We start from the raw sequence: 13,184 nt of genomic DNA on the forward strand, positions 1-13,184 counted from the left end.
CGGGCGCCTGTCGAAGCCGTAAGCGATCGGTAAGAGGCCGCTGCCTACGTTCGATGCACACACCCGCATGGGGGGACGGCCGGGTCCGCGCAGGGGACGGACCCGGCCGCGGGTGTGTACCGCCCGCTGCACCGCACCCCCGCTGCACCGCACCCGTCGGCGTACCGCACCCGCCGGCGCGTCTCACCCGCCGGCCGCGTCTCACCCGTCGTGCGACAGCGCGTCCGCGTCGCCGTTCGCCGGTCCCTCGCCCAGCTCCCGTGCCTCGCGCCGCACGCGCTCGGCGGGCGCGTCCAGGCCCGCCGCCTCGTACGCGCGCCCGAGCGCCCGCAGCGCCTCGGCGAGGAACGAGCGCCAGCCACGGACCCGCCAGAACAGCACGGACTCCTCCAGGTGCGCGACGGCCGCGTCGTGGCGCCCCTCCGCGAGGTCCAACTCGCCCAGGATGCCCAGGGCTTGGGCGAGGTGGTGGCCCAGCTCGAAGCGCCGCGCGATGGCCAGCGCCGCCTCCGCCGTCTCCCGCGCCCGGCCGTCGCCGGTCGCCGCGTGGAGCGTGGCCAGGTAGAGCAGGGAGAACGCCTCCGCGTAGCTGTCGCCGAGCGAGCGGGCCATCGCGAGCGAGCTGGTGAGCAGGTTGCGCCCGTGCTCGACGTCGCCCGCGCGGCCGTGGGCGGCGCCGAGGAACTGGATCGCGGTGGCCTCGAAGCGGACGTTGCCGATCATGCGCGCCAGGCGCAGCGTCTCGGTGAGGTGCTCGATGGTGCGGGCGAGGTCGGTCTCGCCGTGGGCGACGGCGATGATCTGGTGCGCCTTGGCCACCCCGCCGGGGTGGTCGTGGGCGGCGGCGAGGTCCAGCGCGCGGCGGGCGGCGTCCAGCGCGTCGCGGGCGCGCCCCTGGGCGACCAGGCTCCAGGCGAGCAGGACGAGGGCGTCGGCGGCGCCGCGCGGCTCGCCGACCTGCTCGAACAGGTCGAGCAGCTGCCGCGCGCGGCCGTCCAGCGCGACCATCGTCTCGGTGCCGTCGGCCGGGGTCGCCCAGGTGGTCACCTCGACGAGGCCGCGGGTGAGCACGGCCGTGCCGACGACGTCGCCAGCCGCCCGGCAGACCTGGAGGACGGCGAGGTTGGTGGTGCGCCAGTCGTCGTAGAGGCCGCGGACGTCGCAGTACTTCTCCTGGCAGGCGGCGAGGTCCCAGGCGGTCGGGACGAGGCGCAGCGCGGCGGCCTGCCGGGCGCAGGCGTTGAGCGCGGGCTGCTCGACGTCGAACCAGGCGAGGGGGTCGTCGAGCAGCCGGGCGGCGGGGCCGTCGGGCAGCGGGCGGCGCGGGGCGGGGCCGTGGATGGCGGCGAAGCAGGGGCCCGGCACCTGGTCGGCTGCCTGTTCGGCGAGCCAGAGCCAGGCGCCGAAGGCCCGTTCGAGGGCGTCGGCGCGGTCGGCGGGGGTGTCGGTGGCCTGGGCGTGCTCGCGGGCGTAGAGGCGGACGAGGTCGTGGAAGCGATAGCGCAGGTGGGGCTCGGCGCCGGTCTCCTGGAGGAGCTGCGCGTCGATGAGCTCCTCCAGCTGCCGCTCGGCCTCCTCCAGCGGGACGTCGGCGAGGGCGGCGGCGGCCCAGGGGGCGAAGTCGGGGGCGTCGAGCAGACCGAGCAGGCGGAAGGTGCGGCGGGTGGGCTCGGACAGCCGGGTGTAGCCGACGGCGAAGCCCGCGCGCACGGCGAGGTCGCCGGCGGCGAGCTCGTCGAGGCGGCGGCGCTCGTCGCGCAGCAGCTCGGCGAGGCGGGCGAGGCTCCAGCGGGGGCGGGCGGCCAGGCGGGCGCCGGCGATGCGGACGGCGAGCGGCATGCCACCGCACAGGTCGGCGATCTGCCCGGCGGCGACGGGTTCGGCCGCCACCCTGGCGTCGCCGACGATGTGGCGCAGCAGCGTCTCGGCGTGGGCGGGGTCGAACTCGCCGAGGTCGACGAGGCGGGCGCCGGGCAGGGCGGTGAGGACGGCGCGGCTGGTGACGAGGGCGGCCGGCCCGCCCTCCGCCGCCCCGGCGGCGCCGGGGAGCAGGGGCCGGAGCTGGGCCTCCCCGGCGGCGTTGTCCAGGACGACGAGGACGCGGCGGCCGGTGAGCAGGGTGCGGTAGTGGGCGGCGCGTTCGTCGAGGGACTCGGGGATCTCCCGGGCGTCGGCGCCGAGGGCGCGCAGGAAGGCGGCGAGGACGCGGGCGGGGTCGGCCGGTTCGTCGTCGGCGCCGCGCAGGTCCGCGTACAGCCGGCCGTCGGGGTAGTCGGCGGCGGCGCGGTGGGCGGCGTGGACGGCGAGGGCCGTCTTGCCGATGCCGCCCATGCCCGAGACCACCGGCACGCGGCCGTCGGCGAGGGCGGTGAGGATCAGCCTCAGATGCTCCTCGCGGCCGGTGAAGTCCGGCAGGTCGGAGGGGAGTTGACTCGGCGCGCGGACCGGGCGGGCGCCCTCGTGGTCGCGGGCCAACAGGGTGAGGAAGACGCGCTGGACCTGCTCGCCCGGCTCGATCCCGAGCTCCTCGGCCAGCCGCCGGCGCAGCGCCTGGAAGCGGCGCAGTGCCTCGGCGGGGCGGCCGTCGGCGGCGAGCAGTTCGAGGAGGGCGGCCTGCACGGGCTCGTCGAAGGGGTGCTCCTCGGCGAGCGCCGTGACGGCCGGGAGGGCGCAGCCGGGGGCGGCGGTCGCGGCGAGGGCGAGGGCGGTGGAGCGGACGGTCTCCTCGACGGCCGTCACCAGCGGGTCCTCGCGGTTGATCCGGTCCAGCCCGGCCAGCACCGGGCCTCGCCGCAGGTCGAGCGCGGCGGCGTGGTCCCCGTCGGCGGCCAGGAGACGGAAGCGCCCGAGGTCGACGGCCTCGGGGCGGAGCGCCAGCCGGTAGCCCTCGCCGTCGGAGTCCAGCACCACGGCGTCGTCCCCGAAGGTCCCGAGCCACCCGCGCAGCCGGGACACCCCGGTGTGCACGGCGCCCCGGCCGACCCGGTCGGCCTGCCCGGCCCACACGAGCTCCAGCAGCCGCCCGGCCGACAGCCGCTCGCCCTCGGCGAGCAGCAGCGCCCCCAGCAGCCCGCGCAGCACCGCCGCCCGGGGCAACGCCTGCGGCTCCGAGTCCACGGCGACCACCAGCGGACCCAGCACCCCGAACGTCATGCCCATCGGCTCCAGCCCCTCACGCTCACGCCCGCGCTGCCCCCGCCCACGTGATCATGACAGTGGTGCGGACACCGAGCAACGCTCCCGGCCACCGTACCGACCCAACCGGCGCACCGGCTCATGGACAGGCCCGGCGATCGAGCGCACGTTCCGCCGCCGCCTCGCAGGTGGGGGCTTGCCAAATGCCGGTGGTCGGGCACCAGGTCCCTGCACGGATCGCCGTCCGCCGGGCCCCGAGTTCCGAACGCCTGACGCCCCTCCTCAAAGATCGCGACCAACTCGCCGCCGTCACGGACGAGTTCGCCCTGGCCCCCAGTCGGCTCAGGATGTCCGCGCCCGCCGCACCCCCGGTCGCCCCACCCGCTGATAGCCAGAACCGACCACCCGCCCCCGCTCGACCTCGTGCCGAGCGGGAGGCGCTACCGTGTCCATCAACGGAAGGGCAGTGCCGCGGTGCTGCCACCGGCGAGCACGCGAGCGTACTCGTCCCGGGCATCGAACGGACGGTAGTTGACCACCGGGTCACCGGCCCGGACGAGGGCAGTGGCGCACCCGAGGCACCAGGGCTGCGGCGGCTGCACGTCGAGGTCTTCCATCACCGCAGCAGCATGGCACTGCGCGCAGTTCGCCATCGGGTCCTCCCGGGGTGTCAGGCCCAGGTGGAGCCGCACGAGGTGCAGCCCCATCGGCCGTCCATGGTCTGGTAGGTGGCGCCCGATCCGCGGACCGGGCAGGTGCGGGCGCTCGGCTCGCGGTCCCGCCCCAGCAGGGTACTGGGCTCCAAGGCCGCGGTGGGCAGGTTCTGGCCGGTGGGCTGGTCCTGAACGTCGGCCCGGTCGAGCAGCGGCGTCGCGCTCATGATGCGCTCTCCTCTGATGAGAATCGGATGGGGAAACGCCCGGCCGGGGCACTCACCAGACAACTCCGCCGACAGCCGCCTGGGGAGACTTGGAGGGCCCTCCCGCACGCCCTGTGCGCGCCCCGCACGGGCCATGCACGCCCTGCCCGCGAGTACCGCCCCGTCGGTACGGTGGCCACCGCGCGCAGTCGAAGGGCGGCACCGTGTCACGTCAGCGTCAGCTCGGGACGATCATCAGAGCGGCCCGGTGCGCACAGCGGATGACTCAGGCCCAACTGGGTCGTGCGTGCGGCTACTCGGCGTCCGCGATCAGCCGGATCGAGGCGGGCCTGCTGCAGCCGGCCGAGCAGCCGCTCCTGCTGATCGCCAAGGCGTTACACCTGTCGCTTGACGCCATCGGTGTGGGCCGACCGGCTAGTCTGGCCAGGGATGTGACCCCTGACCAGGAGGACGCCATGCTCCGCAGGCAGCTGCTCGTGGCCGGTATGGCGGCGACCGGGGCGTCGATGTTCCCGCCCTCAGCGACGGCTGCGGGACGTCCGGACGCATCGGCTCGGATCGTCGGAGCACTGTACGAGACCTCGGCGACAGCGCCCACGTCTCTGCGGCAGCTCGCGCAGTTGCTGGGTACGGCACGCGCGCAATTCACGGCGGCGCGCTACCAGGACCTCGGCGAGGCTCTGCCTGACCTTCTGGGCACGGCCCAGGCAACCCGCGACATGCTTTCCGGCCGGGCGCGGGAGGAGGCGCACGCGTACGTGGCCCGCGGCTGGGTCCTCGCGACGGAGGTCGCATTGAAGATCCACTCCGACGTCGCGTGGCCGGCCGCAGACCGGGCGCTAGCCGCAGCGCAGTCCAGCGGGGACCCGGTGGTGCACGGGGAGGCGGCCCGGGTGCTGGCGATCACGATGCGGCGTGCCGGACGGCCGGCCGCCGCGGTCGACCTTCTACGCCGTACCGCCGACTCGCTCTCACGGGACCACGGAGACGTGCCTCGGGCGGTAGCAGCTACGTTGCTGATGACGGCCGCCTACACGGCCGCATGCGGCCAGCGCCGAGGCGAAGCCCTTGAGCTGATGACGGGCGCTGGAGATGCAGTCGACCGCCTCGCCGACGTGAGGATCCGCCCGGCCACTGCGCTATTCACTGTCGACGCCACGAGAGCGCAGGCCGACCTCTACTGGATCGGCGTGCACACCGCGTTGGGCACTCCTGACGAAGGCATCCCGTACGCCGCGCGCATCGAGTCCGCGCAGTTGCCCACAGCGGAGCGGCGTGCCCGGTACGGCACCGACTGTGCCCGGATGTGGCACCACCTCGGCGACCACCGCCGTACGTTCGCGGCCCTGCGGTTCACCGAACAGGTGGCCCCCGAGGAAGTGCGCCGACCGGCGTTGCGGGCGCTCACAGCGGACCTGCTCTACGCACCGGTGGCAGTGGCCGGCGTCCGGGAGCTCGCTGCACGCACCGGCGTCGCGTAGGCGCCACTGGTCAAGCGACGTGGAGCGCGGGCAGTCCGGTCCACCGAGAATTCCGGGCATGCCAACACCCACTCGTCGACGAACGGCGCGAGTTCGTCAGCGCACACTGTGTCGAGCCACCCGTCTCGCCCCCCGGTGACGGACGGCATGGACGAGTATCGCGCGCGGCCCGCCCCTACTGCACCTCCAGGTTGCGGGTCATCCGTTCGAGGACGCTGACGGCCGTGCGGTACTCGTCCAACGTGATCCCCGCCGTGGCGAGTTCGCGGAATGCGGCGACCCTCTGCTCGACAGAGGCCAGCCGGTCGCGGCCGGACGGGGTGAGGGTGAGGCGGCCGGGGGCCGGGCGGGTCGTCCAGCCGTCGGCGAGGACGGTGGCGATGGCGGCCGTCCGGGCCGGGCCGTCGGCGTTCGCGGCGAGGGCGGCGTGGACGTCCGTGTCGCGCGCATCCGGGGTGTCACCGACCACGTTGAGGACCTGCCACGCCGTCCGGGTAAGGCCGAAATCGGCGAGCATGCCGTTCATGTGGGCGGTGAGCGCCTGGTCGGTGCGGTTGAGCCAGTAGCCGATGGGGTTCATGTCGAGGTCACTCCCCCGGAGCGGTGAAGGCGGGCGCGTTCTCGGCGGCCCACTGGCGGAAGGTCCGGGCGGGCGTGCCGAGCAGGGTTTCGGTGGTGTCGGCGATGGTGGCGGGCGTCGCGGAGGCGGCGGCCCAGACGTCGAGCAGGGAGCCGGCCATCGCGGGCGGCATGAAGCGCGCCATCTGTTCTTCGGCCTCGGCCCGGCCGATGGCCTTGACGGCGATGTCGCGGTCGAGCACCTCCGACAGGACGGCGAGTTGCTCGCGGAAGGTCAGCGCCTGGGCGCCGGTGAGGGTGACGGCGTGGCCGCGCAGGGCGGTACCGGTCAGCGCCTCGACCGCGACGTCGGCGATGTCCTCGGGGTGGATCGGTGCCAACGACGCCTCGGGGTAGGCGAGTTCGACCGGAAGGGCGCGGCCGATCGGGTGCGTCCAGGCGAACGCGTTGGTGGCGAAGGCATCGGGGCGCAGGAAGGTGCACGACAGGCCGCTCGCGGCGAGGGCACGCTCGACGGAGAGGTTGTGCGAGCCGAGCGGGTCGGCCTCGGCGCCGGGCGCGAGGACGGACGAGGACGAGAGCAGCACGACGTGCTCGACGCCGGCCGCGCGGGCGGCCTCGACGAAGGCGCCGATGCCGGCCGGCTCGGGGTAGAGGAAGACCTGGCGCACGCCGTCGAGCGCGGCGGCGAAGGTCTCGGGCCTGCCGAGGACGAGCTCGACGGTGCCCACGCCCGCCGGGACGGACAGGTCGGCGAGCCTGGCACTGGCGGCGCGGACCGGCAAGCCGGCGGCGTGCAGGCGGTCGAGGACGGCGCGGGCGACCTTGCCGCGGGCGCCGGTGACGAGGACGGTCATGGAGGGTCCCCCCGTTGCATGAGAGTGCACAGCTCCTTGCTGTGACACATATGCATGCTCACATGCATGCAATTGGAAGTCAACACATGCCTTCCGTCACTCATGGACCTTAGGATGGACGCCATGACGACGAACGACCCGGCCGACCTCACGGCCGAGGAACTGCTGAACGCTGTGGGCCCCGCGTTCGGCAAGCTGCGCCGCACCTCGCTCCTGGAGGTCGAGAACCCCATCTCGGCCAAGGACCTCAGCCGCACCCTCGTCCTCAACCTCGTCGAGCAGCACACCCGCGACTCCGAGGCCGAGATCACCGTCGGCGCGGTGGCCGAACTCCTCGGCGTGGACCCGTCCGTCGCGAGCCGCATGGTGGGCGACAGCATCAAGGCCGGTTACCTGACCCGCGCCGCCTCCCAGCAGGACGGCCGCCGCACGGTCCTCCACCTCAGCCCGGCCGGCACCGAGCTGATCGCCCGGCTGCGGCGCCACCAGCGCAACGCGTACGACTTCATCACCGCCGACTGGGCCGAGCGCGACCGGCTCGAATTCGCCCGCCTGATGCTCAAGTACGTCGACTCCCTCGACCGGCTGGCCGAGCGCAAAGCCACTACGTAGCGCGCCCCGAGGGCAGCAGCTCGGCGATGTCGCGCGGGAGGACGGCGGCCAGCTTGTCCATCAGGTCCGGCGCGAGCGCCGCGTCCAGGACCTCCAGGACGGCGGCGGCCTCGCGGATGCCGCCGTCCTCGCCCGTGCCGGCCCGGCCGGCGATCCGGCCGGCGAAGACGGGCAGGCCGAAGCGCTCGCCGGAGGCGTGGGTGCGGCCCTCCTCGTCGGCCTCCCGGACCGCCTCCCGCACGGCGGCGGCGAGCTCGGGCGGCAGCTGGGCGGCGACGTGCACGGCGAGCCCGGAGGGCAGCCGCTCGCCGAGGGTGAGCAGGACGGCCTTCGTGGCGCGCTCGGCGGCGGCGCGGTCGGGGAGCCCGGCGAGGTCCTGGACGGTGGCGATGATCTCGTCGTGCTTCATGGCCGAGTCCCCTTCCGCCGGCGGGCGAGACCCCCTCTGTGAGGCTACGCCGCCGGACCGGTGCCCGCTACGACGGGACGACGGGCAGGCGACGCTTGTGCTCGGTGCGGCGGTAGTGGCCGAGCACCGTGCGGAACACCTCCTCGCTGACCGGGCGCCCCTCCAGGAAGTCGTCCAGCGCGTCGTAGCCGACGCCGAGGGCGTCCTCGTCGGGCTTGCCGGGCGCGAGCGTCTCCAGGTCGGCGGTGGGCACCTTGTGGACGAGCGCCGCCGGCGCCCCCAGCAGCTCGGCCAGCGCGCGCACCTGGCGCTTCGTCAGGCCTGACAGCGGCATGAGGTCGGCCGCGCCGTCGCCGAACTTGGTGAAGAAGCCGGTGACGGCCTCCGCCGCGTGGTCCGTGCCGATCACGACCCCGTCGGACGCGCCGGCGGCGGCGTACTGGACGATCATCCGCTGCCGGGCCTTGGTGTTGCCGCGGACGAAGTCCTCGTGGGCGCCGTCCCGGAAGGTCAGACCGGCGGCCGCCAGGGCGTCCATCGCGCCGTCGGTGGCGGGCTTGATGTCCACGGTGAGGACCCGGTCGGGCCGGATGAAGTCCAGCGCCAGCTGGGCGTCCGCCTCGTCGGCCTGCACGCCGTGGGGCAGCCGCATCGCCCAGAACTCGGCCTCGTGGCCCTCGGCGCGCAGCCGCTCGGCGGCGAGCTGGCAGAGCCGTCCGGTGGTCGTGGAGTCGACGCCGCCACTGATGCCGAGGACGAGCGTGCGGGCACCGGCCGCGCGCACCTGCTCCACGAGGAAGGCGATCCGGCGCTCGGCCTCCTGCTCGGCGCTCGGGACGGCGGCGACGCCCAGGGCGCGGGCGACCTCCCGCTGGACGTCGGCGGGCAGGGGTTCGGACATGGCGGGACTCCTCGTGCTTCGGACGTGCCCGGAGCGTGCTTCGGACGCGCTCGGGGCGTGCCCGGGACGCGCTCGGGGCGTGCCCGGGGCGCGTTTCGGGCGTGCCCGGGGCGCGTTTCGGACGTGCTTCCGGGTGCCAGCATGATCCGTTCCGGCGGCGCGGCCAAGGCCTTCCGCCCCGGTGCGACCACCGTCACCCTGCGCCCGCCCTCCGGGAGCCGCCCCCGGTACCCGGTCTCAGAGCCAGCCGCGCTCGTCCGCCACCCGCAGCGCCTCCAGCCGGTTGCGGCTGGCGGTCTTGGCGATCGCGGACGAGAAGTAGTTGCGGACCGTCCCCTCCGACAGGTACAGCTTGGCGGCGATCTCGGCCACGTCCGCGCCCGAGCGGCAGGCGTTCAGGACGTCGCGCTCGCGCGCGGTGAGCGGCGAGGCGCCCGCGGCGAGGGTCGCGGCGGCCAGCTCCGGGTCCACCACCCGCTCCCCCGCGTCGACCCGCCGGATCGCGTCGGCCAGCACCTCGGCCGGCGCGTCCTTGACGACGAAGCCGACCGCGCCCGCCTCCATGGCGCGCCGCAGGTAGCCGGCCCGTCCGAAGGTCGTGAGGATCACCACCCGGCAGTCCGGCACCTGCTGGGCGAGGACCGCGGCGGCGGCGAGGCCGTCCAGTCCGGGCATCTCGATGTCCAGCAGGGCCACGTCGGGCCGGTGCTCGCGAGCCGCGTCCACGACCTGGTCGCCGCGGCCGACGGCGGCGACCACGGTGAAGTCGTCCTCCAGGTCGAGCAGCGTGCGCAGGGCGGTGCGGACCAGCTCCTGGTCCTCCGCGAGCAGCAGACGGATCGTCATCGGCTTCCTTCCCCGGCGGGTGCGTGCGGCCTGCCGGGGACGGCGGGGACGGTGACCCTCAACCGCCATCCGCGCTGACCCAGCGGGCCGGCCTCGACGCTACCGTCCGCCGCGGCGACCCGTTCGCGCAGTCCCGCGAGACCCTTGCCGTCACCCGGGCCCGCGCCCCCACCCTTGCCGGGCCCGTCGTCGCGGATCTCGACCGAGGTGCCGGTGAGCAGCACCGCACAGCGCTCGGCCCGGGCGTGCCGGACGACGTTGGTCAGGCCCTCCCGGACGACCCAGCCGAACAGCTCCCGGTGCGCGGGGGCCACGGCGTCGGTGGCGCCCGGCAGGTCGGCGACCACCCCGGCGGCGCGCAACAGCTCGCGTCCGCGGGCGAGTTCGGCGGCCAGCGTCACCTCGCGGTAGCCGGAGACCGCCGCCCGGACGTCGGCGAGCGCCTGGCGGGAGAGGTCCTCCACGGCGGCCATCTCCTCGACCGCCAGGGCGAGGTCCTTGGCGGCGAGCCGCTGCGCCAGGCGGGACTTGACGGTGATCGCGGTGAGCGAGTGCCCGAGCAGGTCGTGCAGATCCCGGGCGATCCGGTTGCGCTCGGCCTCCGAGGCCAGGCGCGCCACCTCGGCCCGGGCGGCGACGAGTTCCTGGTTGGTGGTCGCGATCTCGGAGAACCCGCGCACGGTGAGCGTGCTGAACAGCAAGGCCAGCGCCTGGAACCAGCCTGGCCCGGCGTGCCAGGGCCGCACCGCCCACGGCAGGAGGAGGGCACCGACCGTCCCGGCCGCCACGGCCGCGGTGGCCCGGGCGGGGAACAGCACGGCGACGAAGGAGACGACGCCGGTGCCGAGGAAGAACGCGTCGGCGTGGGCGAACGGCATGGCGGCGACGAACAGCGCCGCCTGCCCTGCCGTCAGGAGCTCGGCCTGCCGCCGCCGGCCGCGGGCGAACGCGATGCCGCCGGCCGCATAGCAGACGGTGAAGGCGGCGACGACCGCGTGCCCCGCGACGGCCCACGCACCGGCGACGGTGTGGGACACGCCCAGGGCGGTGAGGGCCGGGTAGACGAGCATCCCGGTGGCCAGCATGATGCGCCGCCAGCCGTACGCCCACCGGTGCGAGCCGGGTTCGGGGCCTTGGTCGGTCACGGGCGCGCCCTCTCCGTCCGTCGGGTCTCAGGCAGCCGGGGTGCCGGCCGCGAAGAGCGTACGCAGGTGGCGCCCGTTGAGGATCACCGCCACCCCCAGCAGCAGGGCCCCGCACAGGGCCTGTTCGGCCTTCATCCAGAGCGGGAACGTGCCCGGCATCGCGATGATCACGACGATCGCGACGAGCATGGCGGTCGAGATGATCCGCAGCCGGCGGAACGCGCCGGTCGAGCCCCCGGCCGCCTTGGCGGCCAGGACGAGCGTGATCAGCGAACTGGCCGCGACGGCGCTGCCGCGGATCCAGACGGCGACGTTGACGAGATCGGGGTGGGCGGCGAGCGCGACGATCGCGGCCATCGTGCCGAGGCTGACCGCGAGGTAGGCGGCCAGGAGGCGGCGGACGGTGCGGAAGGCCCGGAGGGTCTCGGGGTGGTTCAGAGCGGTCGAGGTCATGGCATTCATGCTGGCCGGGGGCACCCCGCGCGGGGCAGTGTGCTCGCACACCGATGGGGCGTGACAAATGTCAGCGTCCCCGCGTGCGCCCGGCTCCAGCCGGGCGGCGCCGACGGCCCGCGCGCCTCCGCCCCGGTCAGGGCCGAGGCGGAGGCGGCGAACCGGGCGGCGGACGCGCGGACGGCGTCGAGGAGTTCGGCGTGGTCTTCCACGGTGCGGTCTTCCGACGTGCGACCGTGCACGGTGCGGTCTGCCAAGGTGATGCCCGATGTCCCTGCTCTGTGGGACGGTTCCGGCCGCAGGGCTAACTCCCCTGCTCTGCCAGGGTCTTGATGCCGTCGAGGGTGGCCGTCATGCCGGTGCGCAGCTCGCCGAGGCGGACCTCGATGATCTGCTCCTCGCGGTCCGGCCACCGGTCGATGGCGGCCGTCACCCCGTTGCGGCCGGGCCCGATCAGCACCGAGTGGCGCAGCCGGGTGCCGCCGTCCTCCGGCGTGAGCTCGTAGCGCCAGGAGGCGAGCGAGGCCTCCGGGTCCGCCGAGGGGCTGCCGAACCGGCCGTCCGCGTCGGTGACGATCCACGCGAACACCTCCCGGTCGGTCAGTTCCGTCACGTGGGAGACCGTGCGCCAGTTGCCCAGCCGCTCGTTCTCGTTGTGGCCCTCGAAGCGGGCCCCGACCGCGGGCCCCTCCGCGCCGTCGAGCCAGGCGACGCCCCGGAGTTCGGGGCTGAGCCGGGCGGGCAGGGCGATGTCGGTGACCAGCGACCAGACCTCCTCGACCGTGGCCTTGATGTGCACCTCGCAGTACGTCCGCGGTCCGTCCGCGTATCGCATGGCGCTTCCCCTCCGTCGCCGGGACCGTCACGGTTCCCGGATGGTTACCGTCCGTGATGCTAGCGAGTTGTCATGGACCTCGACAGGTGCCGGACGAAACACCGGCGATCTTCTCCGCCCCGCTCACCGGACCCTCGACGTTCGGCCGCCGCCCTACGGACAAACCGTTCGCAGACCGTCAGTTCCCGGTCACCACCGCGCGCGCCAGCCGGACCAGGTCCGGGATGGCCGGGTGCGCCGGGACGCCCCGGCGCCAGGCCAGGAACAGCGGGACGGGCGGGGCGTCGGCGAGCGGGCGGTAGGCGATCGCGGGGTGCTTGTGCAGCCGGGGCGTCGCGGCCGTGGAGATGCCGACGGCCCGGCCGGCGGCGATGGCGGTCAGCCACTCGTCGGTGTTGGCGACCTCGATCGTCGCGGCCGGGCGGTGGCCGGCCGGCCACAGGTCGAGGGTCGTGGTGCCCGCGACCGTGTTGAGGGCGACCGGCCAGGCCGCGAGGTCCGCGAGGGTGAGGACCTCGCGGTCGGCGAGGTCGCTCGCGGCGGGCACCACCGCCACCCGCTCCTCGTCCAGGAGCCGTTCGACGACGACGCCGGGCGCCGTGACCTCGCCGCGCAGCAGGGCGATGTCGACCCGGCCCTGGGTGAGGCCGGCCGTGCGGTCGTCGATGCGGCGCAGTTCGAGCGGCACGTCGGGGTGTTCCTCGTCCCAGCGGCGCAGCAGCGGGATGGTGTGGTCGCCGAGGGCGGCCCAGGGGTGGCCGAGGCGCAGCGGTGGGGAGGCGAGCGTGCGGGGGTCGAGGGCGCTGTCCACGGCGGCGAGCGCGGCGGCGGCGCGGTCGCGGAAGGTGCGGCCGGCGGCGGTGAGCTCCAGGTGGTGGGTGGAGCGGTCGATCAGGCGGACGCCGAGGTGGTCCTCAAGCTGGCGCAGGGTGCGGGAGAGCGCGGGCTGACCGGTGTGGAGGCGGGCGGCGGCGCGGGTGATCGTGCCCTCCTCGACGATGGCGAGGAAGGCCCGCAGGTGGCGCAGCTCGATGGTCATGCTTCGGAAGCA

Annotated in this window: 14 protein-coding genes; 2 read left to right on the forward strand and 12 right to left on the reverse strand. The window is 74.8% G+C overall.

What is annotated here, in order from left to right:
• Positions 1–201 precede the first annotated feature (201 nt).
• From PUR71_RS38485 to PUR71_RS38495, 3 genes are all read right to left on the reverse strand, one after another.
• On the reverse strand, positions 202–3,159 hold the full coding sequence (locus PUR71_RS38485; RefSeq protein ID WP_329931931.1) for an ATP-binding protein: 2,958 nt from the start codon (positions 3,157–3,159) through the stop codon (positions 202–204).
• Between the two features lie 428 nt (positions 3,160–3,587).
• A complete protein-coding gene (locus PUR71_RS38490) occupies positions 3,588–3,842 on the reverse strand; it encodes a hypothetical protein (protein WP_329931932.1) in 255 nt (84 codons plus the stop codon).
• Positions 3,806–4,015 (reverse strand): hypothetical protein, encoded by a 210-nt coding sequence (locus PUR71_RS38495; protein ID WP_329931933.1) that lies wholly within the window; start codon positions 4,013–4,015, stop codon positions 3,806–3,808. Before PUR71_RS38495 ends, PUR71_RS38490 begins: the two co-directional genes overlap by 37 nt.
• Positions 4,016–4,275: 260 nt before the next feature.
• Here PUR71_RS38495 and PUR71_RS38500 point away from each other — a divergent pair, with 260 nt between their 5' ends.
• The gene (locus tag PUR71_RS38500; RefSeq protein ID WP_443077725.1) at positions 4,276–5,496 is read left to right on the forward strand and encodes a helix-turn-helix domain-containing protein; all 1,221 of its coding nucleotides are present in this window, start codon (positions 4,276–4,278) and stop codon (positions 5,494–5,496) included.
• Between the two features lie 175 nt (positions 5,497–5,671).
• On the opposite strand, the gene PUR71_RS38505 is transcribed toward PUR71_RS38500, so the two are convergent.
• Entirely contained in the window at positions 5,672–6,076 is a 405-nt protein-coding gene (locus PUR71_RS38505; RefSeq protein ID WP_329931935.1) for a MarR family winged helix-turn-helix transcriptional regulator, read from the reverse strand.
• A gap of 7 nt (positions 6,077–6,083) precedes the next feature.
• A complete protein-coding gene (locus PUR71_RS38510; protein ID WP_329931936.1) occupies positions 6,084–6,932 on the reverse strand; it encodes an NAD(P)H-binding protein in 849 nt (282 codons plus the stop codon).
• 123 nt (positions 6,933–7,055) lie between these two features.
• On the opposite strand from PUR71_RS38510, the gene PUR71_RS38515 reads away from it, so the two are divergent.
• A complete protein-coding gene (locus tag PUR71_RS38515) occupies positions 7,056–7,544 on the forward strand; it encodes a MarR family winged helix-turn-helix transcriptional regulator (RefSeq protein ID WP_329931937.1) in 489 nt (162 codons plus the stop codon).
• On the opposite strand, the gene PUR71_RS38520 is transcribed toward PUR71_RS38515, so the two are convergent.
• From PUR71_RS38520 to PUR71_RS38550, 7 genes are all read right to left on the reverse strand, one after another.
• Positions 7,537–7,953, reverse strand: a complete 417-nt coding sequence (locus tag PUR71_RS38520) for a DUF2267 domain-containing protein (protein ID WP_329931938.1) — start codon at positions 7,951–7,953, stop codon at positions 7,537–7,539. The two genes, PUR71_RS38515 and PUR71_RS38520, sit on opposite strands and share 8 nt — an antisense overlap.
• Before the next feature lie 67 nt (positions 7,954–8,020).
• On the reverse strand, positions 8,021–8,854 hold the full coding sequence (gene nadE / locus PUR71_RS38525) for an ammonia-dependent NAD(+) synthetase (protein ID WP_329931939.1): 834 nt from the start codon (positions 8,852–8,854) through the stop codon (positions 8,021–8,023).
• Between the two features lie 237 nt (positions 8,855–9,091).
• Positions 9,092–9,700: a response regulator transcription factor gene (locus PUR71_RS38530; protein ID WP_329931940.1), complete on the reverse strand. Its 609-nt coding sequence runs from the start codon at positions 9,698–9,700 to the stop codon at positions 9,092–9,094.
• Positions 9,697–10,845 (reverse strand): sensor histidine kinase, encoded by a 1,149-nt coding sequence (locus PUR71_RS38535; RefSeq protein ID WP_329931941.1) that lies wholly within the window; start codon positions 10,843–10,845, stop codon positions 9,697–9,699. Before PUR71_RS38535 ends, PUR71_RS38530 begins: the two co-directional genes overlap by 4 nt.
• Before the next feature lie 27 nt (positions 10,846–10,872).
• On the reverse strand, positions 10,873–11,298 hold the full coding sequence (locus PUR71_RS38540) for a hypothetical protein (protein ID WP_329931942.1): 426 nt from the start codon (positions 11,296–11,298) through the stop codon (positions 10,873–10,875).
• Between the two features lie 304 nt (positions 11,299–11,602).
• Positions 11,603–12,133 carry an SRPBCC family protein gene (locus PUR71_RS38545; RefSeq protein ID WP_329931943.1) on the reverse strand — a complete coding sequence of 177 codons (531 nt, stop codon included), beginning with the start codon at positions 12,131–12,133 and terminating at the stop codon, positions 11,603–11,605.
• Between the two features lie 178 nt (positions 12,134–12,311).
• Complete coding sequence (locus PUR71_RS38550) at positions 12,312–13,172, reverse strand: LysR family transcriptional regulator (protein ID WP_329931944.1); 861 nt, start codon at positions 13,170–13,172, stop codon at positions 12,312–12,314.
• Between the last annotated feature and the right edge of the window lie 12 nt (positions 13,173–13,184).

The sequence above is a fragment of the Streptomyces sp. SP17BM10 genome (assembly GCF_036322405.1).
Lineage (GTDB): Bacteria > Actinomycetota > Actinomycetes > Streptomycetales > Streptomycetaceae > Kitasatospora.

What these genes read in the sequence shown, in the direction of transcription:
- PUR71_RS38490 (WP_329931932.1), bottom strand. Translation starts at nt 3,842, where the DNA reads ATGGGGCTGCACCTCGTGCGGCTCCACCTGGGCCTGACACCCCGGGAG.
- PUR71_RS38520 (WP_329931938.1), bottom strand. Translation starts at nt 7,953, where the DNA reads ATGAAGCACGACGAGATCATCGCCACCGTCCAGGACCTCGCCGGGCTC.
- PUR71_RS38515 (WP_329931937.1), top strand. Translation starts at nt 7,056, where the DNA reads ATGACGACGAACGACCCGGCCGACCTCACGGCCGAGGAACTGCTGAAC.
- PUR71_RS38545 (WP_329931943.1), bottom strand. Translation starts at nt 12,133, where the DNA reads ATGCGATACGCGGACGGACCGCGGACGTACTGCGAGGTGCACATCAAG.
- PUR71_RS38485 (WP_329931931.1), bottom strand. Translation starts at nt 3,159, where the DNA reads ATGGGCATGACGTTCGGGGTGCTGGGTCCGCTGGTGGTCGCCGTGGAC.
- PUR71_RS38550 (WP_329931944.1), bottom strand. Translation starts at nt 13,172, where the DNA reads ATGACCATCGAGCTGCGCCACCTGCGGGCCTTCCTCGCCATCGTCGAG.
- PUR71_RS38500 (WP_443077725.1), top strand. Translation starts at nt 4,276, where the DNA reads ATGACTCAGGCCCAACTGGGTCGTGCGTGCGGCTACTCGGCGTCCGCG.
- nadE (WP_329931939.1), bottom strand. Translation starts at nt 8,854, where the DNA reads ATGTCCGAACCCCTGCCCGCCGACGTCCAGCGGGAGGTCGCCCGCGCC.
- PUR71_RS38495 (WP_329931933.1), bottom strand. Translation starts at nt 4,015, where the DNA reads ATGAGCGCGACGCCGCTGCTCGACCGGGCCGACGTTCAGGACCAGCCC.
- PUR71_RS38505 (WP_329931935.1), bottom strand. Translation starts at nt 6,076, where the DNA reads ATGAACCCCATCGGCTACTGGCTCAACCGCACCGACCAGGCGCTCACC.
- PUR71_RS38540 (WP_329931942.1), bottom strand. Translation starts at nt 11,298, where the DNA reads ATGACCTCGACCGCTCTGAACCACCCCGAGACCCTCCGGGCCTTCCGC.
- PUR71_RS38510 (WP_329931936.1), bottom strand. Translation starts at nt 6,932, where the DNA reads ATGACCGTCCTCGTCACCGGCGCCCGCGGCAAGGTCGCCCGCGCCGTC.
- PUR71_RS38530 (WP_329931940.1), bottom strand. Translation starts at nt 9,700, where the DNA reads ATGACGATCCGTCTGCTGCTCGCGGAGGACCAGGAGCTGGTCCGCACC.